Source organism: Thalassococcus sp. S3, assembly GCF_004216475.1.
Classification (GTDB): Bacteria; Pseudomonadota; Alphaproteobacteria; order Rhodobacterales; family Rhodobacteraceae.
The window spans coordinates 1641485-1666279 of record NZ_CP022303.1 but is presented as its reverse complement, the minus strand read 5'-3'; the positions used below and the strand labels follow the sequence as shown (position 1 = coordinate 1666279).

The following is a 24795-nucleotide window of genomic DNA, read 5'->3' as shown; positions in this document are numbered from 1 at the left end:
CCCACTTGTCCACAACTATAGGCGCAACGCTAGAGTTTGGGTAGAGGGGAAATAGAGCCGCTAGATCAGGCGGTCAGGCAAGGTGGGCCGCGACCTTTCTCTGGTGCGGCGCGTCGCGATGTTCAAAGAGATAGAGGCCTTGCCACGTACCCAGAACTGGCCGCCCATCAACAACCGGAATGCTAAGCGTGACCGGCATCATCGCCGCCTTGATATGGGCCGGCATATCGTCGGGCCCTTCGGCGACATGGCGCAGATAGGACATCTCGGGGCGGTCGCTTCTGGGGACCAAACGGTCGAAATAGGCTTTGAGATCAAAGCGGACCTGCGGGTCGGCATTTTCCTGAATGAGCAGCGAACAGGATGTGTGACGCACAAAGAGTGTCAGCAGGCCTGACCCACCCTGCGCCTGCGTCCAATCCATTACCTGGTCTGTAAACTGGTAAAGGCCAGGGCCATTGGTCAAAAGGTGAAATTCAGTATGCATGAAACGATCCTGCGCCAGAGGTGCCGCCGCATCAAGGCTCTGGATCAGGGTTCACCGGATCTAGGGGAAGGTAAACGGGTCATCGCTGTCGCGAAGATCAAGGCAGTATTGCACGGCCAATGCAACGCTCAGATTGTCGCCGATCCGGTCAGTGGACAGGGTGATCGATTGGGCTGCCGCCACCGTGTCGACGCCTGCCGGCGGCTGAAGGGAGAAGATCACGGCGCTGCGCCCCGGTTCGGTCTGGCTCGGGCCGCGCCCGCGTACGATATAGACCCGCTGATTTGATGGCACGCTCAACCGGCCGCGCACAAAGTCGCCCGCGGCACACCAGAAATCCGAAGGCCCCTTCCCCGGCCTGTTGATCACCTCGAACGTGGCGGGGCCGACAGGGTTGACGCGCATGTAATTGTCCGCACGAAACGCCGATGCCGAGATCGGAAGAAGAGCCGTGGCAGCGGCTGCCGAAAGTCCAACAAGTGTTCTCATATCGTCTTTCTCCTGTCCTGAGGCATCGGCTTGAGCTTTGCCTTAGTTCGCGCGGCCAACACCCACATAGCAAAACGTCTGGGCATGAGCGGCCCCGATGTTGTCGCCTATGCGCGTGACCGTGATCGAGTTCTGTGGATCAAGGGGGGTTATGCCGGCGGCCTCCGGTGACAGACTAAATCGAACCGAAGTGCGCCGCGGCTCCGCCACGCTCGGAGCTCGCCCTTGCACAAGATAGATCCGTTGGGTGGCACCTGCCCCCAAAGCAGTTATCGCGTAGTCCCCCGCCGCACACCAATATTCACGCGCGCTTTGTGCGCCGCGTCCATAGACCTCGAATACCGCGTTGCTGACTGGCGCGACTTTCAGACGGTTGTCGGCGGTGAAAGCGTGGCCCGTGGCGGGTAAGCTCCCCAATGCGAGCGCGAAAAAAGATGAAAAAAGGGGTCTCATGGCAATGCTCCTCAGCAACGATGATGTTGCTTAAAATAGCAAATATGCCGGGAAGAGCCCGTCACAACGCCCTCACTTCACCGCAAGATTAGGTGAGCGGGACTTTGCCTGTGACGAAAAGCGCGCGCCGCTGATGCGGACGCGCGCCAATCCGATGTTGCAAGGATTACTGGTCGAGAAAGCTGCGCAGTTTGCGGCTGCGGCTGGGGTGTTTCAGCTTTCTCAGCGCTTTTGCTTCGATCTGCCGGATCCGCTCGCGTGTCACGCTGAACTGCTGACCCACCTCTTCCAGCGTGTGATCGGTGTTCATGCCGATGCCAAAACGCATGCGGAGCACACGTTCTTCGCGCGGTGTGAGCGAAGCAAGAACGCGGGTCGTGGTTTCCTTGAGGTTTTCCTGAATTGCACTGTCCAGCGGCAGGACGGCATTCTTGTCCTCGATGAAATCGCCCAGCTGGCTGTCCTCTTCGTCGCCGATGGGTGTCTCGAGGGAGATCGGCTCCTTGGCGATCTTCATCACCTTGCGGACCTTCTCAAGCGGCATCTGCAGCTTTTCGGCCAGTTCCTCCGGCGTCGGCTCCCGCCCGATCTCGTGCAGCATCTGGCGACCGGTGCGCACCAGCTTGTTGATCGTTTCGATCATGTGCACCGGGATCCGGATGGTGCGGGCCTGGTCCGCGATGGACCGGGTGATTGCCTGACGGATCCACCAGGTGGCGTAGGTCGAGAACTTGTAACCGCGGCGATATTCGAACTTGTCCACCGCCTTCATCAGGCCGATGTTGCCCTCCTGGATCAGGTCCAGGAATTGCAGCCCGCGGTTGGTGTATTTCTTCGCAATCGAGATAACCAGCCGCAGGTTCGCCTCGACCATTTCCTTCTTGGCCTGGCGGGCTTCTTTCTCACCCTTCTGGACCTGCTGCACGATGCGGCGGAATTCAGAGATGTCGAGGCCGACATACTGACCGACCTGCGCCATGTCCGCGCGCAATTGCTCGACCTTGTCGGTAGAGCGTTCGATGAACATCTGCCAGCCGCGCCCGGGCTTTTCGGACATCTCGGCCAGCCAGTTGGGATCAAGCTCGCGACCCCGATAGGCCTCGATGAATTCGCGGCGGTTGATCCGGGCCTGGTCGGCCAGCTTCACCATCGAACTGTCGAGAGACATGACCCGGCGGTTGATGCCGTAAAGCTGGTCGATCAGCGCCTCGATCCGGTTGTTATGCAGATGCAGCTCGTTGACGAGAAGAACGATCTCCGCCCGCAACGCCTGATAAGTCGCCTCGTCGGCTTCGCTGAAGGATCCATCCTCGTTCAGTGTTGCCGAGATACGGCTGTCCTGCATCTCGCTCAGCTGGGCGTAATCATTCGCGATCCGCTCAAGCGTGGTCAGCACCTGGTCCTTGAGCGCCGCCTCCATCGCGGCCAGCGACATGTTGGCCTGATCGTCATCGTCGTCATCATCGTCCTTGGCAATCGGGTTGCCATCGGCGTCCAGCTCGGGACCAGTGTCTTCGGTCTTTTTCGCGGCCACCGATGAGGTATCGACCATCGGCTCCTCGACCTCGCCATCCTCGCCCATCTGGCCGGAGAAGGTGGTTTCAAGGTCGATGACATCGCGCAGAAGGATCTCTTCACTCAGAAGTTCGTCGCGCCAGATCGTGATCGCCTGAAAGGTCAGCGGGCTTTCGCAGAGCCCGGCGATCATCGTATTGCGCCCCGCCTCGATCCGTTTGGCGATGGCAATCTCGCCCTCGCGGCTGAGCAGCTCGACCGAGCCCATTTCGCGCAGATACATGCGCACCGGGTCGTCGGTGCGGTCCAGCTTTTCAGTCTGGGCGCTGGCCAGGGTGACCTCACGCGCATCCTGCGTGGTCACAACCTCGGTGGAGCCCTTTTGCTCCTCCTCCTCGGCCTCTTCATCCTCGATGATGTTGATACCCATCTCGCTGAGCATCGACATCACATCTTCGATCTGCTCCGAACTTACCTGATCGGGCGGCAAAACCTGATTGAGCTGATCGTAGGTGATGTAGCCCTTTTCACGGGCCTCGCCGATCATCTTCTTGACGGCGGCCTGGCTCATATCCAGGGAGATTTCGGCGTCTTGGTCGTCTGGCTTCCGGTCGTCGTTATCTTTGGCGGCCATTCAGTGCTCCTGCATGGGCGGTGGCGATTCGCTCCAAAACGAATCAATAGCGCGATCAAGCGATTCGGCTACCCGTTTATCCCGTTTTCTTTAGCGATTCTTTACCAAAGCGTCTCAGCGGCCCGGTTTCGAATAGCTGATTTTGTCCAAAAGGGCGTCAAAGGCGGTGCGTTCATCGCGATTGATGCGTGCGCCGTTTTCGCCCGTCTCGTATTCGGTCGTGTCTTCCTGCTGGCTTCGCGTTGCACGGTTGCGCGCCTCAGCCGCCTGGGCGAGCCTCCAGGTGACCGCTTCGTCGGCCACGCCTGTCAGGTCCTCTGCCGCGTCGGCAATCTCGGCACTTAACCCTCGCCGCGCTTGAAGTTTTGCGAGTTCCTCGGCCACTGTCATCTGGGCCATCTCAACATCGCCGGGTTTGCGCAGGCAGGGCGTGATCGCGACATGGCGAAGACCGTGCAGCTTTTCAAGGGGGGCGGGGCCAAGGTTGGCATCGATTTCCGCACGCAGTGTCGTGGGTGCATCAATCGCGTGGCGCAATATCATGTCGCGCAAGGCCGCGTGGTCCGGGTCGGCGCAGGAGAGGTCTTCGAGCCCGCGTTCGAATTCCGCCGCGATTTCCGGCGTGGCAATGATGGCGGCCAGGATCACCGCTTCGCGCAGATGCTCCTCCGCGCCCTCGCCGGCTGCCGCCAGAAGCGACGATTTCGCACCCGGTGTCGGAGCGTTCTGCGGCTGCTTCCAGGGCGTCTTACGACCGCTCTGGGGACGGGCGCGGAAAAGCTGCCAGCGCAGGTCCTTGATTTCCTGCCCGTAATGACTGCGGATCGACGGATCGCGGATCAGCTTGATCTTCTCCCGCAGCGCCTTGTCGAGGGCTGCCTTCCGCTCGGGGCTGTCGAAGGTCTTGCCCTCCGTTTCTCGCTGCCAGAGCAGTTTGACCATCGGGATCGCCTGATCGAGCAGCTTTTGCACCGCGGGCGCGCCTTCGCTGCGGATCAGATCATCGGGGTCCTGACCTTCCGGCATCAGCGCAAAGCGCAGGCTTTGCCCCGCCTCCAACAGGGGCAAGGCAAGGTCGATCAGCCGCATCGCCGCGCGCAGCCCGGCCTTGTCGCCATCGAGCGCAATGATCGGTTCGGGCGAGATGCGCCAGAGCAGTTGCAACTGGTTTTCGGTAACCGCCGTGCCCAGCGGGGCCACGGACGCGCCAAAGCCGCCCTCTGCCAGCGCGATCACATCCATATAGCCTTCGGCTACGATCAGGGGCTGCCCTTTGCCCGCCGCCGTGCGGGCGGGGCCGTGGTTGTAGAGGCTGCGGCCCTTGTCGAAAAGCTCGGTCTCGGGAGAGTTCAGGTACTTGGCGTTGTCGTTGGGGTCCATCGCCCGGCCGCCGAACGCAATGCACCGCCCCCGCGCATCGCGGATCGGGAACATGATGCGGTTGCGGAACGTGTCATATGGTTTGCCGCCCTTGGTCGAGGGTTTGGCAAGCCCGCAGCCAAGGATCAGCTCTTCCGCCACGCTCTTGCCGCGCAGATGGTCCCACATGGCCTGCCAGGCATCAGCGGCAAAGCCGATCTCCCACCGGTCGCACGCCGCCACGTCCAGCCCGCGCCCCGCCAGATAGTCCCGCGCAGGGGCCGCCGCTCCCGTCTTGAGCTGCAGTCGGAAGAATTGGACTGCCTGCTCCATCACGTCAGCGAGTTGCGTGCGTTTGTCGGCCTTCTCCTGCGCCTTAGGATCACGGGCGGGCATGGTCATGCCGGTCTCGCGCGCCAGGATCTCGACCGCCTCCATGAAGCTCACATTCTCGGTCTCCCGCACGAAGGAGATCGCGTCCCCTTTCGCATGGCAACCGAAGCAATAGTAAAACCCCTTGCGGTCATCGACGTGAAAGCTGGCCGTTTTCTCGTGATGAAAGGGACACGGCGCCCACATGTCGCCCTTGCCCTGGTTCGACTTGCGGGCATCCCACATAACCTTGCGGCCCACGACCTGAGACAGGCTGGACCGGCTGCGCAATTCATCAAGAAAACCGGGAGGCAGGCTCATCCGTCAAATATCGGTCTGCGGACCCGCGGAGTCGAGTCGTCAATTCGACATGCAGGTGTTCATCCATTCCGCACGCAGGTCAGTCTCCCGCAAATCGCGCTTTTTGATCGTGTAGATCTGCGCGGCAAAGATGGGGATGGCGTTGCTATAGCGGTCGGGCCAGCTCACCTCCCCTTCGGTGATGGTCTCGGCCACCCTGTTCTGTGGCACCCCGTCCAGCCGTGCCTGCTGCACCGCGGCGGCGACGGCAGCCTGGTGGGTGCAATCCTCTTCCTTTTTGGATGTCGCCAACGCCGGTGACGCCATCAGCGCGGCACAGGTCAAAGCCATAGCATATCTCATATTACACTCCGAATTCGGGATCGCCGGCTGCGCCCCGGCGAGATTCGGGATAGCCTACACGCGTGCCCGGCCCGCTTGAAGGTGCCCAGCGCAGATGTGAACGCCGTCAGCTCCGTGCCGCAAGGTTCTCCATCGCGGTTTTGAGATCATGTACCAGCGTTTGCGCCATCGACCGGAAGGTCATGATCAGGAATGTGTTGGCCCCGATGCGGGTGATGGAGGACGGCATGTGCATCATTGACGTGCGCGCCGTGTGCCCTCGCTTGAACACGGCATTACGCAGATCAACGGGCACAAGCCGCGCCAGCACGTCCTCTGCGCCCTCGCCCTCCAATGTGACCACCGCCCAGGCATCAGACTGATCGGTCAGCGCGGCGTTTGCAGCAAGGCTTGCCTCCGGGGCGGGCCCCATCAGCATCGCCTGCCCACGCGCAAACCAGATGGCCCGTGCGCCCCCCTTGCCCGTCGCCCGGTTTGGCGCCGGAAACGCCATGCCATGCGCGGTCTGCAGTGCGTCCGACAAGGCGCCCTCCTGCCCCTTGCACGGGGCGATAGAGGTCATCACGCCCGGATCGACCTCCATCAGTGACACGCCGCCGATCTCAAGCGGCAAAAGCCCGTCACAGGGCGTCTTCGCGATCAGTTCAGCCACGCACGCGCCCTCCCTCTGGGTCAAAGAAGACCGGGTTCACCACTTCGCAGAGTGTCTCCACCCCGCGCAGATGATCGACCATCTTCACCGTCTCGCCATACCGATCCGGCCCGTTCTTGAGAAACCCCAGACCCAGCATCGTGCCCAGCGTCGGGGAATAGCCCACCGACGTCACATAGCCCTGATCGTTGATCCTCACCGCCTCGGCCTCCGCCTCAAAAAGATGCGCTCCGGCCGTGAGTTGCTTGACCGCGCCCACCGGTTTCAACCCGACCAGCCGCTCGCGCGCCTCATCGACCAGCCCGGGCCGTGCGGCCATCGTCTTGCCGATGCAATCGGTCTTGGCTGACACCATGCGCTCCATCCCGATGTCGAACGCCGTGGTCCTCCCGTGGATCTCTGCGTGGGTGATGAACCCTTTCTCGATCCGCAGCACATTGAGTGCTTCCATCCCGTACGGCCCTCCGCCCAACGCCTCCGCTCGCGCGACGAGTTCCCGGAACAGGCTGTCGCCGTAGCGGGCAGGCAAAGCCAGTTCATAAGCATGCTCGCCCGAAAAGGAGATGCGGAAGAGCCGCCCCTTGACTCCCATCACAGCAACCTCGCCGCAGGACATGAAGGGCCAGCTTTCATCGTCCAGCGGCGCGTCGAGCAGCCCGTTCAAAAGCTCCCGCGCTTTGGGACCGGCGACGGCAAACTGCGCCCATTGCTCGGTTACGGAGATGAAGGAGACGTCCAGATCAGGCCGCAGGCATTGGTGCACAAACTCCAGATGCCGCATCACCTGCCCCGCCGCGGCCGTCGTCGTGGTCATTACATAATGATCGTCGGCCAGCCGTGCGGTGGTGCCGTCATCCATCACGTGCCCGTCCTCGCGCAGCATCAGGCCATAGCGCACGCGGCCCGGCTTCAGCGTCGAGAACATGTTGGTATAAACGAAATCGAGAAACGCGCCCGCATCCGGCCCCTGAATGTCGATCTTGCCCAGCGTGGAAACATCGCAGATCCCCACCGCCTCGCGCACCATCGCAACCTCCCGATCGCAGGATTGCCGCCAGGTCTTCTCGCCCGGTGCCGGGAAATAGCTGGGCCTGTACCAGAGTCCGGCCTCGATCATCGGCGCGCCGCGCTCGACACTCGCCTTGTGGCTGGTGGTGAAGCGCTGCGGCGCAAAGCCGTCGCCCTGCGCGCCCGCCCCCATCGCAGCGATCGACACGGGCGTATAGGGCGGGCGGAACGTCGTCGTTCCCGTCTCGGGAATGCCCCGCCCCGTTGCATCGGCGAGCAGGGCAAGGGCGGCCACGTTGGAATTCTTGCCCTGATCGGTCGCCATGCCTTGCGTCGTGTAGCGCTTCATATGCTCGACCGAGCGGAAGTTCTCCTGCGCGGCCTGTTTGACGTCCTTCACGCTCACATCGTTCTGGAAATCGAGCCAGGCGCGCCCCTTGCCCGGCACCGCCCAGAGCGGCGCGATGCGGTAGGGGTCGTCTTCCGCCTCTGGCACCTCCATCGCAGGCGCTTTGCGTCCCAAAGCCTCCAGCGCCTCGCCTGCCGCCGCGACCCCGGCGGCCAGACAGCCAGCGGTGGAGAAAACCCCGTTGCAGGCGCCCGCCGCGACCAGCCCCGGGATCGCACCCGGCGTTGGGATGAAGCTTGCAATCTCCGGCGCCCAGGTCGGACGCCCGTTCATATGACAGGTCAGATGCACCGTCGGGTTCCAGCCACCCGACATAGCCAGACAATCGGTCGAGAGCTTCTCCTCCCCCCTGCCCGTCCGGATCGTGAGGCTCTCCAGCCCCTTGCGCCCTTGCGCATTGGACACCACCGCGCCCTTGTAGACGGCAAAATCCTTGGCATCCGGCGCCTCCTCCCGGCTGTCGATCAGCGCCGCCAAATGCACCCCTGCCGCGACGAGATCCCGCGCTGTCCGGTGCGCATCGTCAGTGTTGCCAAAGACCGTCACCGCCCGGCCCGGGCTCACGCCCCAGCGGTTGAGATAAGCCCTAACCGCGCCCGCCGTCATGATCCCCGGCCGGTCGTTGTTGCGAAACGCCACCGGCCGCTCCAGCGCACCTGCGGCCAGCACCGTCTGCTTCGATACGATGCGCCAGAACGTCTCCAGCGGTGCGGCGCTGCCCGGTGCGCGCCGCTCCAGCGCGCCATAGGTGCCCTGATCGTAGGCGCCCGTGACCGTCGTGCGCGTCATCAGCCGCACATTCTCCATCGCCGCCAGTTCCGCGACAACCTCCGCCGCCCAGACATGGCCGGGCTTGCCCGCGACCTCGTAGGTCTCGGCATTCAGCCGCCCGCCCATTAGGCTGTCTTCGTCGGCCAGGACCACATCCGCCCCGGCCCGTGCCGCCGTCAGCGCCGCCATGAGGCCGGTTGGCCCCGCACCGATCACCAACAGATCGCAGAAGGCATAGGCTCGCTCGTAACGCTCCGCGGTGTTCTCGCCCGACAGCGCCCCAAGCCCCGCCGCGCGGCGGATCACCGGCTCATAAAGCTTTTCCCAAAAGGCGCGGGGCCACATGAAGGTCTTGTAGTAAAATCCGGCCCCCAAAAATGGCGCGGCGAAGTCATTCACCGCCATCAGGTCCATATCCACCGATGGCCAGGCATTCTGACTGCGCGCCTCCAGCCCCTCGTATAGCTCCTGCACAGTCGCTCGGACGTTCGGCTCCTGTGCCGCGCCCTGACCGATGGTCATCAGCGCATTCGGCTCCTCGCTGCCCGCCGTCAGAATGCCGCGTGGCCTGTGATACTTGAAGGACCGCGCCACCAGCCGGACGTCATTGGCCAGCAAGGCCGAGGCCAGCGTATCTCCCGCAAACCCCTCATACCGATGCCCGTCATAGGAAAACGTGACCGTTCGGCTTCGATCCACCAGCCCTTTGCCCGCAACCCTCATGCGCGCGCCTCCGCCTCGGCCAGCTCTGTGCTGACAATCTCATGGGTCACCGTGTTCCGGGTCACTACCACCCAGGCGCCGCAGCCCGCCTCGTGATACCAAAGGTCCCTTGTCTCTCCCGCAGGGTTGTCGCGCAGATGCACGTAGTCGTCCCACGCCTCGTCCCCGGCCTCCGGGTCCGGCCGCCGCAACGCGACCGCATCGCCCTGATAGTAAAACTCGCGCCGATCCCGCTCGCCGCATATCGGACAGGTGATCCTCATCGCGCCGCTCCACTCTTCATCTTGCCAAATAAACTCCCGCCGGAGGCTCCCATGCTTTCAACCTCTCAATGCAGGTTGTGTTGAGAGCCCGTCCCCTCTTCATCCATCAGCCCCACGCCGGTTCGGAACCGGTCCAGCCGGAACGTCTCCGCCGCCGCGTGGGGCCGGTCCGTCGCGATCAAATGCGCGAAGCAATGGCCCGAGCCGGGCACCGCCTTGAACCCGCCATAACACCAGCCGCAATCGATATAGAGGCCGTCAATCCCCGTCTTGTCGATGATGGGCGAGCCGTCGGGCGTCATATCCATGATCCCGCCCCAGCTGCGCAGCACCTTGGCCTTGCCGATCATCGGCATCAGCGTCATGCCCGCCTCCATCACATGTTCCATCATCGGCAGGTTGCCCCGCGACGCATAAGAGGCGTAGAAATCCAGATCGCCCCCAAAGACAAGCCCGCCCTTGTCGGACTGGCTGATATAGAAATGCCCCATGCCAAAGCTGACCACGTGGTCGATGACCGGCTTCAGCCCTTCGGTGACAAAAGCCTGAAGAATATGGCTCTCAATTGGCAGCCGCATGCCCGCCATCGCCGCCACCTGACCCGAGCGTCCTGCGACTACGATCCCTACTTTCTTGGCCCGGATCGCCCCGCGCGTGGTTTGCACGCCTTTGACGACACCGCCCTCAATGTCGATGCCCGTCACTTCGCAGTTCTGGATGAGATCTACGCCCCGGCTGTCGGCGCCGCGCGCATAGCCCCAGGCCACCGCGTCGTGCCGCGCGGTGCCCCCGCGCGGGTGATAAAGACCGCCATAGATCGGGAAGCGCACGTTGTCGAAATCGAGATAAGGCAGATGTTTCTTCACGCCCGCCCGGTCCAACAGAATGGCATCGTCACCTTGGTTGATCATGGAATTGCCACGCCGCGCAAAGGCATCGCGCTGACCGTCCGAGTGGAACAGGTTGATCAGCCCGCGCTGCGAATGCATCACGTTGTAGTTGAGGTCCTCCTCCAGCCCCTCCCACAATTTCAGCGAGTGCGAGTAGAATTCGGAATTGCCCTGCAGAAAGTAGTTGGCCCGCACGATTGTGGTGTTCCGCCCCACATTGCCGCCGCCGATATAGCCTTTCTCCAGCACGGCCACGTTGGTCAGACCATGTTCCTTGGCAAGGTAATAGGCGGTGCTAAGCCCGTGCCCGCCGCCGCCAATGATGACGATGTCGTACTCTGCCTTTGGCTCGGGATCACGCCAATGAGCCTGCCAACCCTTGTTGCCGGTCATACCTTCCTTAAGGATCCGCCAGCCGGAAAACCGCATCACGTCACTCCTGTCCCTTTGCGTGATATCACCACGCACGCGCCGACAATACGCAATGCGTCCATCCGCCGCCCACGCTCTTTTCGACATGGCCGTGTCCGCCTGCGACCTCCCCAAGCCAATCTCTCCGCTTGGCGCTTTTGCCAATCGATCGCGAAGCGCCATTTTGAGAAACGCCCGCAGCCCTTATCTTTCGGCCATGCGTCGTTCAAAATCATTGGGTCTTTGGCTCGCGCTGGCCGGGCCTGGATTGATCGCGCTCCTGTCGGTCCTGGCTTTACAACTGACCGACACGCTCGTCTTGCGCGCGATATTCCTTGTTGCATTCGCGCTGCTGCTGGTTGCAGTTTACAGACGCGCGTCCGGTCCCGAGGGGATCTCTGCCAAGCGCCTTGGTCTGCGGCCTTTGCGGCTCCAAAGTCTTCTGATCGCGGGCGGCCTGACCGCATTTTTCATCTTCGTCTTCGGCCCCTTCGCCTACGGGCTGGTCGACTGGCTGGATCTGGGCGATTTCTCGACCGGTCTCAGCCGCCTCGACGGCCTGCCGGTCTGGTATCTTTTGCTCACCATCCTGATCGTCGCCGGGGGAGAGGAATGGCTCTATCGTTGCTATGCCATCGAGCGGCTGACGGATCTGACGGGATCCATCTGGTTGGCCGGCATGATCTCTCTCGCTGTGTTTGTCGTTGTGCACTATCCGCTCTGGGGCCTTGGCCCTACGCTCACGGTGATTTTGTCCGGAGCCATCCTGACCGTGGCCTACATCCTGACCCGAGACATCCATGCGCTCGTGATCGCCCATATCGCCACCGACATCTACGGGCTTCTGATCACACCTTCCTGAATGTGCCCTTCATCGGGGATCTGACCCGCGCGTGGCGGGCCGGAAAGCGCAAGTTCTAGAGGCCTTTGGCCCGGTAGCTTGACGCAACCTTGTCGATTGCCACCAGATACGCCGCCATCCTCAGATCATCGACATCGTCACGGCTGTGCCAGACGTCGCGCATGGATTGGTAAGCGATGCGCATCGTGTCATCGAGACCGGAACGAACCAGCTCCAGTTCATCCGCGCCTTTGAGGTACTTCTGCTTGAAGTCAGGGCTCAGGTTCCAGCCATTTCCGATAGATGCACTCAGCCGTTCAAGCTGGTCCACCACAAGCTGGTGGCGCGCCTCTTCCTGGCGGCGCTGCATGCGGCCAAAGCGGATATGGCTCAGGTTCTTGACCCATTCGAAATAGGACACCGTAACACCGCCTGCATTCGCATACATGTCCGGAATAACCACCGTCCCTTTGGTGCGCAGGATATCGTCAGCGCCTGCCGTGACGGGGCCATTGGCGGCCTCGATGATCAGCGGCGCCTTGATCCGTTCGGCATTGCTCATGTTGATCACGCCTTCGAGGGCCGCCGGGATCAAGATATCGCATTCCTCCTCCAGAACCGCCGCCCCCTCGGCGGTGTGGGCGGCATCCGGAAAACCGGCAACGCCGCCACGCGCAACGATCCAGTTGCGCACCGCATCAACGTCCAGACCATCGGGATTGAAAAGGGCACCGTCACGTTCGATAATTCCGGTGATGATGGCCCCGTCTTCCTCGCGCAGGAATTTCGCGGCATGGTATCCAACGTTGCCCAGGCCCTGAACGATCACCCGCTTGCCGTCGAGAGATCCGGTCAAACCCGCCTTCGCCATATCGCGCGGATCACGGAAGAATTCCCGCAAGGCGTACTGAACACCCCGGCCCGTCGCCTCCACCCGTCCGGCAATCCCGCCCGAGTTCAGGGGCTTGCCCGTGACACAGGCCCGGGCGTTGATATCGGTGGTATTCATCCGCGCATATTGATCCGCCATCCATGCCATTTCCCGTTCTCCGGTGCCCATGTCGGGCGCCGGGACATTCTGGGACGGATGAATGAGGTCGCGCTTGGCCAGTTCATAGGCAAAGCGGCGGGTGATCAATTCAAGCTCGTGTTCGTCGTATTGGCGCGGATCAATCCGCAACCCGCCCTTCGACCCGCCGAACGGGGCCTCCACCAGTGCGCATTTATAGGTCATCAGCGCCGCCAGCGCCTCCACCTCGTCCTGGTTGACCCCCATGGCATAGCGGATCCCGCCCTTGACCGGCTCCATATGTTCGGAATGCACCGAACGGTATCCTGTGAAGGTCTGGATCTGCCCCCTCAGGCGCACGCCGAATCGCACGGTGTAGGTCGCGTTGCAGACCCGGATCTTTTCTTCGAGGCCGGGCGGGAGGTCCATCAAGGCCACGGCGCGGTTGAACATCAAATCCACGCTCTCACGAAATGTCGGTTCTGTCTTGTTGGACATAAACGCCCCTCCCGATGCTGGTTTCCTGACGACTCGGTCCACCAGAGTTGTGACCCCGACATTATGACGAGACCGTTAACCTGTGCGACTTTTTTGGGCGGTTTCTAACTTCGTGCGAACAGATCGCAACCCGGGCTTTGAACACGAAAGCGAAACAATGCCACCGGACGGCGCCGGATTATCTCAAATTTTCGCCAAAAGCCTCTGATTTTTCGAGATATTTGCCCAATTTTGGCCACGTTCAGAATGCATAACACCGTGGAAGAATTGTGTCAGCCTGAACGGTGGGGATCGGGCAGGAAGGCGACGAGTAATGGCAAACGAAGAAGTCAAAAGCGATGTTGGCGCGACGCGCTGGTCATTGAAAACCTTTGCCGGGGACGAGTCCGGCGTGATGGTGATCTTCGCGGTTTACCTGTTTATCTGCATGTTCCTGGTGACGGGTCTCGGCATTGATCTGATGCGCTATGAACGCGACAGAACACGGCTGCAATACACGCTTGACCGGGCGGTTCTGGCCGCGGCGGACATGGATCAGCCGCTGTCCCCGGATGCGGTGGTGGAGGATTATTTCGCCAAGGCCGGCCTATCGGAGTTTCTGTCCTCTGTCACGGTCGAGGACGGGCTGAACTTCAGAACCGTCTCCGGCACTGCCAGCACCGAGGTTCAGACCCAATTCATTCACATGGTCGGCCTCGATACACTTGAGGCACCCGCAGCAAGCGTTGCCGAAGAACGCATCGAGGATGTGGAAATCTCGCTGGTGCTGGATGTGTCGGGATCCATGAACCGCAGCTCCCGCCTCACGAACCTCAAAGTGGCCGCGAAGGATTTCGTTGACGAAATGCTCGATAACTCGGATCCGGGGCAGATCAGCATTTCCATCATTCCGTACGCGACGCAGGTTTCCGTTCCGCAGGAGATCTTTGACCAGCTCAACGTCAGCACCGAGCATAACTACTCTCGCTGCATCAACTGGGCAGGCAACGATTTCAAGAACACCACCATCAGCACGACGGCCTCCTACAAGCGGACCATGCATTTCGATCCGTGGGAGCGTTTCGAAGGGCGCAAAAGCACTCCCAAAAACCTGGTGCGGGACCCGGTCTGCGAACACGATGCCTCGCGCGAGATCCTGGTGCTGGAAGACAATCGCGCCACGCTCAAAAGCTTCATCGACAACCTCTTTGCAGATGGCAACACGTCTTTGGATCTGGGGATGAAATGGGGCGCAATTCTGCTGGATCCCAGCTTTCAGACCATCGCATCGACCTTGGCGGCCGACGGTGACATCGACGCGGGCTTTTCCGACCGGCCCGCGGCACACACCGACAACGAAACGATCAAAGTGATCGTTCTGATGACCGACGGCCAGAACACCAGCCAATATTACCTCAGAAACGCATATCGCAGTGGAAACACCAACATCTGGTGGAACGACAACGAGAAGAAGTATTCGATCTACAACCCGGATACCGGACGTTTCTACTGGCCGCATCTTAACCGCTGGGAGGACCATGCGTTCGGCGCCGGCTTCCACGAGGTCTGCGAAGACAGATGGCACTCCTGGTATGGCTGGATCCGCAGCTGCGAGGACAGAAGCGAAGCCGGAAATGCCGTGCGCCTCACCTATCCAGAGCTTTGGGCGTTCACCACGATGAAGGACATCGTGGAAGACCTCCACCAACCCTGGATGGGAAGCAGCCAAGCCTGGAACGACTGGTACTACAACGTTCGCCGCTCCTACAGTTCTTCGAACAAGAACACGCGCACCAAGAACATCTGCAAGGCCGCCAAGAACAATCAGACCATCGTGTTCACGATCGGGTTCGAAGCTCCGTCGGCCAGTGAGACCTTGCTGCAGGACTGCGCCAGCTCAGTCAGTCACTATTTCGACGTGGACGGCCTGGAGATTTCCGATGCCTTCGTGGCGATCGCCTCATCCATCCGTCAATTGAGGTTGACCCAATGATCCGATTTCTTCGCAAACGTGCCCGCCGCTTCATGCGGCGGGAGGATGGAACCGCGACGGTCGAGTTTTCCATCGTCTTTCTGCCGATGTTCATGATGCTGATTTCGGCGGTAGAGCTTGGCTTTGTCCAGCTTCACCATGTCATGCTGGAGCGGGCCCTGGATATGACCGTTCGGGATATCCGTCTTGGCACGGGCAGTGCGCCTCAACATGACGATATCAAGAACACGATCTGCAGCCGGGCCGGATTTATCGACGATTGCAGTGACCTTCGGTTGGAGATGGTCGTTCTGGATCCACGCGCCTGGACCGGCATCCCCGCCGTCGCCGACTGTCGCGACCAGTCACAACCTGTGGCCCCTGTGCGCAGCTTCGTCAACGGGTTGGACAATGAGCTGATGTTTCTTCGCGCCTGCGCGAAATTCGATCCGATCTTTCCGATGATGGGTCTCGGCAAGGACCTGATCAAGGACGGAGCCGGACGCTACGCTCTGGTTTCGACCTCCGCCTTCGTTCAAGAACCGAGGTAACACCATGTTTCCGAGATCCCTCAGAACACGCATCAAACGCTTCGCACAGGACACAGATGGCCTTGTCACGGTCGAGTTCGCGATGATGATGCCCATCCTCTTTTTTGCATATTGCGCCAGCTTCGTGTTCTTCGACGCGTACCGGCAATCCGCCACAAACCTCAAGACGGCGTATACGATCGGCGATCTGATCTCGCGTGAGACCGCGGCGATCAACAATGCCTATATCGACAGCATGTATTCGCTGACCCAGGATCTGGCGCGGTCGAACTCTCCGATGTCTCTGCGTATCTCGGTAATCCGCTGGGATGCGGGCGACGACCGCTACTACCTCGACTGGTCCAGCGCGCGGGGCGGCATTACGCAGCTGACAGACAACACGCTTTCCGCATTCAACGAGCGTCTGCCCACCATGCCGGATCAGGAACGCGTGATCCTGGTAGAGACGTGGAATACATGGACACCCCCCTTCAACGTCGGGATGGAGGTCACGTCGATCGACAACTTTGTCTTCACGCGACCTCGCTTTGCCCCGCAGCTCGCCTGGCGGTCCTAAGGGGTCTTTCGGGCCATCAGCAGGGCCGACAGGATCTCGGACATTGCCTTGGTCTGCGCGGCGGCGGTCACCCCGCCGACCCCGATACGGCGCCCGATGCGCCACCAAAGCCCCGGATGCCACGCCCGTGGACCCGGGGCCTTTGTCTTTACAAGAAACCCGTTTGAGGGCTTGAAGGCAAAAAGCCCCCGGTCGAGATTTTCGATCTCATCCACCAGCGCGATGACCTGGCCGTCGCTGCTGCGCAGGGCGTCTTCGGTCAATTCGATCCAGCCCTCGGTGGCACGACGCATCTTATCCGCCACCCAAAGCGCCACGAGGCCAGTTACGATCAGGAAAACCTGCCATTCCAGCGCCGGAGGGGTGGCCAAAGCGACATAGATCACCAGAAGCCCGATCACCACAAGCATCACGATGCCCATCCATCGGCGTGGCGAAGACGCTCTGACCACGGCCAATACTTCGTCGCTCACGATTTACCTCCTGACCTGCCTTGCCGGGCTTTAGCCGGATTTGCGACAGGCAACCAGCCCCTTCTCAGCTTTGCCTGGGCACAACGACCTCCGCGCCCTCCTCCTCGGGTTCGGTATCGACCATCTGCGCGGGGAAACCCGGTGCCCTTATGTCGAGGCCCGTCGCATCCTCCAACCGGCGGATGATGTTAGGCGACAGCTCCCGCGCGCCGTAACGCGCGATGCCATCTTCGAAGATCGCAACAAGAAGCGGTGACAGGTCCAGAGGTATGCCGGCATGATCCGCAACATCCTGAAAGAGGCCGATATCCTTGGCCACCAGATCCATCGTGAACGAGATATCGCGACTTCCGTTGAGGATCACCTGGCTTTCCGTTTCATGGACAAAGGAGGTCCCCGATGAGATGCGAATGGCCTCATAGGCCACGCCCAGATCAAGGCCAGCGCCCTTGGCCACGGTCAGGGCCTCGGCGCAGCTCACCAGGTTGGCGGTCGCCAGATAATTGGTAATGACCTTGAGCACGCTGGCACTGCCCAAGGCGCCGGTATGAAGAACCCGCCGTCCCATCACGGTCAGCAAAGGCAGGATCCGGTCGAATGCAGCCCGGTCGCACCCCGCAAAAATGCTGATATTGCCGGTATCCGCACGGTGACAGCCACCGGAGACCGGGCAATCGACGGCCATGCCCCCTCTTTCGATGACTTCACCGCCAAGGCGCATGATCTCTGCGGCATCGGTCGTGGACATCTCCATCCAGATCTTGCCGGGGCCGACCTCGGGCAGCATCGCGGAGAGCACAGCATCACTGGCAGCCGGGCTTGGCAGGCACGTGATGACCACGTCATTGTCGCGCATCAGGGCCGCGGGCCCTTCCACCTGACCGGCGCCCGCTTCGACCAGAGGGGCGATCCGAGATGCGGACAGGTCGAAGACCTGCACCTGCATCCCGTTCCGCACCAGACTGCCCGCCAGTTTCGCGCCCACATTCCCCAACCCGACAAATCCGATCCGCATGACGATCCTCCTGTTTTTGCGATCATTCGCGGCAAAACCGGCCACGGTCGCCTCTGTTTGCGACCTTCGGAATTGATCGGTTCACCGTCGCCCGCTAGCGTCCTGGTATGAGCGAGCCTGCACATAGAGCAGCCCCCAAACGCGCGGGGGACGCAGCCGCCGGGATCGAGGTGACCGACAGGTTCGAACGCTTCGCCCAGCGCAACGACATCTTCACCCGTGCGTTCTGGGACGCGGGCGTGCGCACCCGGCAAACCGATGCTTTCTTTGCCTCCTACAGGATGGAGGCCATTCCCCAACGGGGGGCCGGCTTTTCACAACGCGATTTTGCATTGCGCAACGCGGCCTGGCTGATCTCGGACGTGATGACCAATCGCCACGCGGACCAAGGCCGCCGCGAAGGATTTCAGGCGCCGATCAGCTACGACACACCCGTGGCGCCCACCCGGGTCAGCGCCGATGAACCCCTGAAAATGTCGAATGAAATCAAGCGTATTGCACGATTTTTTGGCGCACATCTTTGCGGGGTAACCGACCTTGATGACCGCTGGCTCTACGCCTCCCGCGTCGATACCCGCGATCTGAGCGAGGCACCGCTGGAGCTGCCAAAGGGGTTGACCCATGTCATCGTCCTTGGCCACGAGATGGATCAGGAGCTTGTGGCGACCTATCCATCGGCACTGGCCGGTGCCGCCACGGGCCGGGAATACAGTCATGAAGCGTCGATTGTCATGCAGCTTGCCGCCTATATCCGCAACCTCGGTTACGAGGCCGTCCCCTCTATGAACGATACCGGGCTGGTGATCCCTTACGCGATCAAGGCCGGGCTCGGGGAATACGCGCGCAATCAGATGGTGATTACGCCGGAATTCGGCCCGCGTCTGCGCTTTTCCAAGATCTTCACCAACCTGCCGCTGGCCGAGGACGCGCCCCGCCCGCGCGGCGTCAGGGCCTTTTGCGACATATGCACCAAATGTGCCGATGCTTGCCCGGTCCGGGCGCTCCCCTTCGGAGCGCCAACGGAAGGTGGCGCCAATGTCTCCGCCATCCAAGGGGTTCGGAAATGGACGTCGGATGCGGAAAAGTGTTTCTCGTTCTGGGCCAAGACATCGACCGATTGCGCGATCTGCATGCGGGTCTGTCCGTTCAACAGGGACTTCAGGAGATGGTGGCATCGGCTTTGGCTGCGCCTTGCCCTGTCGCGGTTTCGCGCCTGGGCACTGCGGCTCGACCGCAGGCGTGGGGGCCGGATCAAACCTGCGACATGGTGGTCACGCCCCCCGCCGCGCTCTTGAAAACACACTTCGACAGCATCGACGGTTCGGTGCCCGGCTGTTCCATCGCGGACCTGTCTTCCCAAGCCCGGCACGCTAGGCCGTGACGGCCCGACGCACCATGTCCCAATAGATCGTTGCAACTTCATCCTGCGACAGACGCCCTTCGACGCGGTACCATGTATTCACGCCGGTCAGCATCGCGATCACCGCGAGTGTCACGATCTTGGGGTCCGGCAGCGACAGCGTTCCCTCGGCAATGCCTGCGCGCAGGATATCCTCCAGCTCGTTTTCATAGGCGCGGCGCAATGCCTCGATGCTCTCAAAATTCTCCGGACTGAGGTTTCTCAGCTCCATGTAAGAGATGAATACCGCGTCGGACCGGTCCAGATTGAACCGGATGTGAAACCGGGTGAAAGCCTCCAGCCGGGTCAGCGCATCGCCTTTCACGCCAAGATCCGCCCATGCCGACAGCAGGTCCTGCATGTGCCGTTGCATCAGGCCGAAGAGCAGGCTCTGCTTGTCTGTCGTGTAATTATACAGGGCTCCCGCCTGCACACCGACATCGCCCGCGATCTGGCGCATCGAGACTGCGGCAAATCCATGTTGCGCAAAAAGCTTCAGCGCCGCGTCCTGAATGCGCGGGCCTGTGATGTCGGAATGTGAACCGGTCGTGCGTGCCATTGCGGACCAGACTATATGAACGGATGTTCAGAAAAAAGCCTGTCTTGCCAGCCAGCCGGCGCTGCGGCATCACTGTGCCAGAATGATAAAGAGGACACGCCTTGCTTTTGCGCATGCTCCTGCTCTGCACAACGGTGGCCGCGCTCTGCGGGTGCACCCAGTTTCCGGATCTTGACGATGCGGTTCCGCCGGCCAGCGAAGTGGCCGACTATCCTGATCTGGTGCCGATCGACACTCTACTTGCGGGCAACGATCCCGATCCGACGACCGGTCAGCAGGAAGCGGACGCGCTGGAGGCCCGCGCCGCGCAGCTGCGTGCCCGCGCAGCGCGCCTTCAGGGCGGTGTCGTGGATCCCGGAACGCGCGCCCGTATGCAGGATGGCGTTCAAACGGAATAGCCGCGTTGCGCCCCTGCCGCGAACCCGCTAGACGGACGGTGAAAAGCAAAAACGAGGGACATTACCCCATGACAGCACCTTTGCGATTGGGCGTGGCCGGTTTGGGCACGGTTGGCATCGGCGTTGTAAAGATCGTTCGGCAACATGCCGCGCTGCTGAAGGCGCGCACCGGACGTGACATTCAGATCACCGCCGTTTCCGCGCGCGATGCCAGCAAGGATCGCGGCATCTCTTTGTCCGCCTATGATTGGGAAAGCGATCCGGTCACGCTGGCGCGCCGGGATGATGTTGACGTGTTCGTCGAACTCATGGGCGGCGCGGACGGCCCCGCCAAGGGCGCGACCGAGGCCGCGCTTGACGCTGGCAAGGACGTGGTCACCGCAAACAAGGCCATGCTCGCCCTGCACGGCCAGGCCCTGGCCGAGAAGGCCGAGGCAGCAGGCTGCGTCATCCGCTTCGAAGCCGCGGTGGCGGGCGGCATCCCGGTGATCAAGGCCCTGACCGAAGGTCTTGCGGCCAACGAGGTTTCGCGGGTGATGGGCGTGATGAACGGCACCTGTAACTACATCCTCACGCGGATGGAGCATTCGGGCCTGCCCTATGAGGATATCTTCAAAGAGGCCGACAATCTGGGATATCTCGAAGCGGATCCGACTCTTGATGTTGGCGGGATCGACGCGGGCCACAAACTGGCCATTCTGTCTTCGATCGCCTTTGGAACCCGTCCGGACTTCGAGGGGATCGAGATCGAGGGGATTGAGCGGGTGTCGATCGACGACATCCGACATGCGTCTGATATGGGGTTCCGGATCAAACTGCTGGGCGTGGCGCAAAAAACCGGTCGCGGACTGGAACAACGGATGCAGCCCTGTCTTGTGCCGGCAAACTCCCCCCTTGGTCAGCTTGAAGGCGGCACCAATATGGTGGTGATCGATGGCGATGCCGTCGATCAGATCGTGCTGCGGGGCCCCGGAGCCGGTGAAGGCCCCACGGCGAGCGCGGTCATGGGCGATGTCTGCGACCTTGCCCGGGGCTTGCGTCTGGCAACATTCGGCCAACCCGCGACCGCACTGGAAGCGGCCAGCCCCGCAAAATCCATCCTGCCCGCGCCCTATTATTTGCGGATGGAACTGATGGACAAACCGGGTGCGCTGGCAAAGATTGCCTCTATTTTAGGCAATTCCGGTGTGTCGATTGACCGGATGCGTCAATACGGCCACGAGGCGCCTACCGCTCCGGTTCTGATCGTCACACATAAAACCACACGCAGTGCCCTCGACGAGGCGCTTGCAGCGATGGAGGCCACGGATGTGATGGCTTCCGCCCCCGTGGCGCTGAGGATCGAAACCGTTTGAACCGCTCAACTGCTTGCCGGACAAGGACCCTTCTATGACCAATACAATTGAATTTCACGACCGCATGCTATCGCTGGGCCTGGCCCGCGTCGCCGAGCAAGCTGCCCTCGCCTCTGCATCTTTGGTTGGGCGCGGCGATGAAAAAGCAGCCGATCAGGCCGCGGTCAACGCCATGCGCGAACAGCTGAACATGTTGGACATCGCCGGCGTTGTGGTGATTGGCGAAGGCGAGCGCGACGAGGCGCCCATGCTCTTCATCGGCGAGGAAGTGGGAACCGGCAAAGGCCCTGGCGTGGACATCGCGCTAGATCCGCTGGAAGGGACCACCCTGACGGCCAAGGATATGCCGAACGCGCTGACCGTAATCGCGATGGGGCCGCGCGGCTCCATGCTGCATGCGCCCGATGTCTACATGGAAAAGCTCGCCATCGGGCCGGGCTATACGGAAGGCCTGGTGACTTTGGACATGCCGCCCGCCACACGGGTTTCGGCCCTTGCGACCGAAAAAGGCTGCGCCCCGTCTGACATCACCGTGTGTATCCTGGAGCGTCCGCGTCACGAGGAAATGATCGCCGAAGTCCGCTCGACCGGGGCATCGATCCGGCTGATCACCGATGGTGATGTGGCCGGTGTCATGCACTGCGCCGACAGCGAGAAAACCGGGATCGACATGTATATGGGCTCTGGCGGTGCGCCCGAAGGCGTTCTGGCGGCAGCAGCGCTGAAATGCATGGGCGGACAGATCTTTGGCCGTCTTCTGTTCCGCAACGATGACGAAAAAGGCCGGGCCGCCAAAGCCGGGATCACCGATCTCGACAAGATCTATTCCCGCGATGAGATGGTCACCCAGGATGTCATTTTCGCGGCGACCGGGGTAACCGGCGGCTCTCTCCTTCCGGGGATCAAGCGGGAACCGGGCTGGCTGACCACCGAAACCCTTTTGATGCGGTCAAAAACGGGGTCGGTGCGCCGAATGGAATATCGCACGCCGGCCTCCTGAACCGCTCGACCGCCTTGCAGCCGGTGGTAGATTTGCCTGCAAGGGCCGGTAAGACCCACCAAAGGCAGGGCGACGCAAGAAAGGTTGACCTTGGCATTTCTTGGAGTTGAGACGTCCCTGACGGGCCGGCGCTGGATCGGCCCCTCACTTGAGACATCGCGTGCGGCGGATGCCATGGCGCAACAAACCGATCTGCCGCCCGCGGTTTGTCAGGTGCTGGCCCGGCGCGGCGTTCCGGCGGTCGATGCCCAGCGGTTCCTTGCCCCGCAATTGCGTGATCTGCTCCCTGATCCGCGCAGTCTCAAGGATATGTCCAAGGCGGCCTCCCGGTTCCTGGCCGCCGTGAACGCCCGGCACCGCATCGCCATATTTGCCGACTACGACGTCGATGGCGGCAGCTCTGCCGCGCTTTTGATCGCCTGGCTTCGGGACATGGGCCAGCAGGCCACGCTTTACGTGCCCGACCGGATCGACGAGGGCTATGGCCCGAACGCCCCGGCAATGCAGGCCCTGTCCCGCGACCATGATCTGATCATCTGCGTGGATTGCGGAACGCTCTCGCATGACGCTCTGGCGGCCGTGCAAGGCGCCGATGTCATTGTCCTCGACCATCACCTGGGCGGTGAGACGCTGCCGCCGGCCCATGCAGTGGTGAATCCGAACCGTCAGGATGAAGATGGGGCGCTCGGCTATCTCTGTGCCGCCGGTGTGGTGTTTCTGATGCTGGTCGAAGCGGGCCGGCAAATGCGCGACGCCGGTGCAAAGGGGCCCGATCTGATAGCCTTGCTGGATCTTGTTTCACTGGCAACGGTGGCCGATGTCGCCCCGCTCGTTGAGGCGAACCGCGCCTTGGTCCGGCAGGGTTTAAAGGTCATGGCCCGACGCGATCGCCCCGGTCTCGTGGCGCTTGCGGATGTGGCGCGCATGGACGCCGCACCCACGCCTTACCACCTGGGCTTCCTGCTTGGCCCGCGTGTGAATGCCGGGGGCCGCATCGGTCAGGCGGATCTGGGCGCGCGCCTTCTGGCCACGAGCGATCGCCATGAAGCCGAGGCCCTGGCCGAGCGTCTGGATCAGTTGAACACCGAGCGGCGCGAGATCGAGGCGGCGGTCCGCGCCGCCGCCATCACCCAGGCCGAAGCGCGCGGCGCCGACGCCCCGCTGGTCTGGGCCGCAGAAGACGGATGGCACCCCGGTGTCGTCGGCATCGTCGCCTCGCGTCTCAAGGAGACGCTGAACCGCCCCGCAATCGTAATCGGCTTTGACGGCGACATCGGCAAGGGGTCGGGCCGGTCGGTCTCGGGCGTGGATCTGGGCGCGTCGATCCAGCGCCTCGCCGCCGAAGGTCTTTTGCTGAAAGGCGGAGGCCATAAGATGGCGGCCGGTCTGACCGTGACCCGGGACTTGCTTGAGCCGGCGATGAGCCGGCTGTCCGACCTGCTGGCCCGGCAAGGGGCCGGTCAGGCAGGCCCGGTCGACCTGAAGCTGGACGGCACGCTGATGGCGAACGCGGTTTCCGTGCCGCTCCTGGAGCAGATCGAGGCCGCGGGGCCTTTCGGTGCCGGCGCCCCTGCCCCGCGCTTTGCCTTGCCGTCTCTGGACGTGCGCTTTGCCAAGCCGGTTGGCGAAAGTCATCTCAAACTCTCCCTGTCCGATGGCTCCGGCGCAGGTTTGGATGCGATTTGCTTCGGCGCCTTTGAAAGCGACCTCGGCACGCGGCTCAGCGCGCGGGACGGGACGCGCTTTCATTTCGCGGGTCGTCTGGAGATCAACAGCTGGGCCGGCCGCCAGACGGCACAGCTGCGCATCGAAGATGCCGCGCCGGCCTGACGTAGGGATGTGGGACAGAAATTCGTCCCGATCCCTAAATTTCCGCTTGCGCGTTCCTGCGCTTGGCCCTAACTAACCGCTCACACCGCGTGGCCCGTTCGTCTATCGGTTAGGACGCCAGGTTTTCAACCTGGAAAGAGGGGTTCGATTCCCCTACGGGCTGCCACTTTCTTCATAGAACAATCTCAGTTGACTGTCGTTTTGCTGTACGGGTTCGGTGTGCCTGATCGTTCGAAATCGCCGCTGGCACTCGGCACACCG

General features: G+C 61.9%; 23 protein-coding genes and 1 tRNA gene. 10 read left to right on the top strand and 14 right to left on the bottom strand.

The annotated features are described in order from the left end of the window. Nucleotides 1-73: 73 nt before the first annotated feature. The 10 genes from CFI11_RS08275 to CFI11_RS08230 form a co-directional block, all read right to left on the bottom strand. Entirely contained in the window at nucleotides 74-487 is a 414-nt protein-coding gene (locus tag CFI11_RS08275) for a secondary thiamine-phosphate synthase enzyme YjbQ (protein ID WP_130404870.1), read from the bottom strand. A gap of 60 nt (nucleotides 488-547) precedes the next feature. Beyond that, nucleotides 548-976: a hypothetical protein gene (locus tag CFI11_RS08270; protein WP_130404868.1), complete on the bottom strand. Its 429-nt coding sequence runs from the start codon at nucleotides 974-976 to the stop codon at nucleotides 548-550. A 42-nt stretch (nucleotides 977-1018) separates the two neighbouring features. Beyond that, complete coding sequence (locus tag CFI11_RS08265; protein ID WP_130404866.1) at nucleotides 1019-1429, bottom strand: hypothetical protein; 411 nt, start codon at nucleotides 1427-1429, stop codon at nucleotides 1019-1021. A gap of 166 nt (nucleotides 1430-1595) precedes the next feature. Then, nucleotides 1596-3578 carry an RNA polymerase sigma factor RpoD gene (gene rpoD / locus CFI11_RS08260; RefSeq protein WP_130404864.1) on the bottom strand — a complete coding sequence of 661 codons (1983 nt, stop codon included), beginning with the start codon at nucleotides 3576-3578 and terminating at the stop codon, nucleotides 1596-1598. A 114-nt stretch (nucleotides 3579-3692) separates the two neighbouring features. After that, on the bottom strand, nucleotides 3693-5630 hold the full coding sequence (gene dnaG, locus CFI11_RS08255; RefSeq protein WP_130404862.1) for a DNA primase: 1938 nt from the start codon (nucleotides 5628-5630) through the stop codon (nucleotides 3693-3695). Nucleotides 5631-5669: 39 nt separating this feature from the next. Continuing rightward, nucleotides 5670-5972, bottom strand: coding sequence for a hypothetical protein (locus CFI11_RS08250; protein ID WP_130404860.1), 303 nt, complete (start codon nucleotides 5970-5972; stop codon nucleotides 5670-5672). Nucleotides 5973-6078: 106 nt separating this feature from the next. Next, the gene (locus CFI11_RS08245; RefSeq protein WP_130404858.1) at nucleotides 6079-6624 is read right to left on the bottom strand and encodes a sarcosine oxidase subunit gamma; all 546 of its coding nucleotides are present in this window, start codon (nucleotides 6622-6624) and stop codon (nucleotides 6079-6081) included. Further along, a complete protein-coding gene (locus CFI11_RS08240; protein ID WP_130404856.1) occupies nucleotides 6617-9535 on the bottom strand; it encodes a sarcosine oxidase subunit alpha family protein in 2919 nt (972 codons plus the stop codon). Before CFI11_RS08240 ends, CFI11_RS08245 begins: the two co-directional genes overlap by 8 nt. Continuing rightward, entirely contained in the window at nucleotides 9532-9798 is a 267-nt protein-coding gene (locus tag CFI11_RS08235; RefSeq protein ID WP_130404854.1) for a sarcosine oxidase subunit delta, read from the bottom strand. The genes CFI11_RS08240 and CFI11_RS08235 overlap by 4 nt, the downstream gene beginning before the upstream one ends. A 65-nt stretch (nucleotides 9799-9863) precedes the next feature. Then, nucleotides 9864-11117, bottom strand: coding sequence for a sarcosine oxidase subunit beta family protein (locus tag CFI11_RS08230; RefSeq protein ID WP_130404852.1), 1254 nt, complete (start codon nucleotides 11115-11117; stop codon nucleotides 9864-9866). Nucleotides 11118-11316: 199 nt separating this feature from the next. On the opposite strand from CFI11_RS08230, the gene CFI11_RS08225 reads away from it, so the two are divergent. Beyond that, nucleotides 11317-11961 carry a CPBP family intramembrane glutamic endopeptidase gene (locus CFI11_RS08225; protein WP_165390217.1) on the top strand — a complete coding sequence of 215 codons (645 nt, stop codon included), beginning with the start codon at nucleotides 11317-11319 and terminating at the stop codon, nucleotides 11959-11961. Nucleotides 11962-12016: 55 nt separating this feature from the next. Here CFI11_RS08225 and CFI11_RS08220 read toward each other — a convergent pair whose 3' ends face one another. Next, nucleotides 12017-13447 (bottom strand): Glu/Leu/Phe/Val dehydrogenase, encoded by a 1431-nt coding sequence (locus CFI11_RS08220; protein WP_130404848.1) that lies wholly within the window; start codon nucleotides 13445-13447, stop codon nucleotides 12017-12019. A gap of 313 nt (nucleotides 13448-13760) precedes the next feature. Here CFI11_RS08220 and CFI11_RS08215 point away from each other — a divergent pair, with 313 nt between their 5' ends. The 3 genes from CFI11_RS08215 to CFI11_RS08205 are packed head-to-tail and all read left to right on the top strand — an operon-like array spanning nucleotide 13761 to nucleotide 16505. Then, the gene (locus CFI11_RS08215) at nucleotides 13761-15419 is read left to right on the top strand and encodes a TadE/TadG family type IV pilus assembly protein (protein ID WP_254449048.1); all 1659 of its coding nucleotides are present in this window, start codon (nucleotides 13761-13763) and stop codon (nucleotides 15417-15419) included. Next, on the top strand, nucleotides 15416-15949 hold the full coding sequence (locus CFI11_RS08210) for a TadE/TadG family type IV pilus assembly protein (RefSeq protein WP_130404846.1): 534 nt from the start codon (nucleotides 15416-15418) through the stop codon (nucleotides 15947-15949). The genes CFI11_RS08215 and CFI11_RS08210 overlap by 4 nt, the downstream gene beginning before the upstream one ends. 4 nt (nucleotides 15950-15953) lie before the next feature. After that, complete coding sequence (locus tag CFI11_RS08205) at nucleotides 15954-16505, top strand: TadE/TadG family type IV pilus assembly protein (protein WP_130404844.1); 552 nt, start codon at nucleotides 15954-15956, stop codon at nucleotides 16503-16505. Here the strand turns inward: CFI11_RS08205 and CFI11_RS08200 are convergent. Both CFI11_RS08200 and CFI11_RS08195 read right to left on the bottom strand, forming a co-directional pair. Continuing rightward, nucleotides 16502-16978: a hypothetical protein gene (locus CFI11_RS08200; RefSeq protein ID WP_130404842.1), complete on the bottom strand. Its 477-nt coding sequence runs from the start codon at nucleotides 16976-16978 to the stop codon at nucleotides 16502-16504. The two genes, CFI11_RS08205 and CFI11_RS08200, sit on opposite strands and share 4 nt — an antisense overlap. A gap of 64 nt (nucleotides 16979-17042) precedes the next feature. Continuing rightward, entirely contained in the window at nucleotides 17043-17993 is a 951-nt protein-coding gene (locus tag CFI11_RS08195) for an NAD(P)-dependent oxidoreductase (protein ID WP_130404840.1), read from the bottom strand. 107 nt (nucleotides 17994-18100) lie between these two features. Here CFI11_RS08195 and CFI11_RS08190 point away from each other — a divergent pair, with 107 nt between their 5' ends. Continuing rightward, nucleotides 18101-19288: a reductive dehalogenase gene (locus CFI11_RS08190; protein WP_130404837.1), complete on the top strand. Its 1188-nt coding sequence runs from the start codon at nucleotides 18101-18103 to the stop codon at nucleotides 19286-19288. Nucleotides 19289-19363: 75 nt separating this feature from the next. Here CFI11_RS08190 and CFI11_RS08185 read toward each other — a convergent pair whose 3' ends face one another. After that, nucleotides 19364-19951, bottom strand: coding sequence for a TetR/AcrR family transcriptional regulator (locus CFI11_RS08185; RefSeq protein WP_130404835.1), 588 nt, complete (start codon nucleotides 19949-19951; stop codon nucleotides 19364-19366). 113 nt (nucleotides 19952-20064) lie between these two features. Between CFI11_RS08185 and CFI11_RS08180 the strand changes: the two genes are divergently transcribed. The 5 genes from CFI11_RS08180 to CFI11_RS08160 all read left to right on the top strand — a co-directional run bounded on the left by CFI11_RS08180 (nucleotide 20065) and on the right by CFI11_RS08160 (nucleotide 24700). Continuing rightward, the gene (locus CFI11_RS08180) at nucleotides 20065-20349 is read left to right on the top strand and encodes a hypothetical protein (RefSeq protein WP_130404833.1); all 285 of its coding nucleotides are present in this window, start codon (nucleotides 20065-20067) and stop codon (nucleotides 20347-20349) included. A gap of 68 nt (nucleotides 20350-20417) precedes the next feature. Then, nucleotides 20418-21704, top strand: a complete 1287-nt coding sequence (locus tag CFI11_RS08175) for a homoserine dehydrogenase (protein ID WP_130404831.1) — start codon at nucleotides 20418-20420, stop codon at nucleotides 21702-21704. A 34-nt stretch (nucleotides 21705-21738) separates the two neighbouring features. Continuing rightward, entirely contained in the window at nucleotides 21739-22704 is a 966-nt protein-coding gene (gene glpX / locus CFI11_RS08170; protein WP_130404829.1) for a class II fructose-bisphosphatase, read from the top strand. A 90-nt stretch (nucleotides 22705-22794) separates the two neighbouring features. Beyond that, a complete protein-coding gene (gene recJ / locus CFI11_RS08165) occupies nucleotides 22795-24534 on the top strand; it encodes a single-stranded-DNA-specific exonuclease RecJ (protein ID WP_130404827.1) in 1740 nt (579 codons plus the stop codon). Nucleotides 24535-24625: 91 nt separating this feature from the next. Then, a tRNA-Glu gene (locus CFI11_RS08160) sits at nucleotides 24626-24700 on the top strand. Nucleotides 24701-24795: the final 95 nt, after the last annotated feature.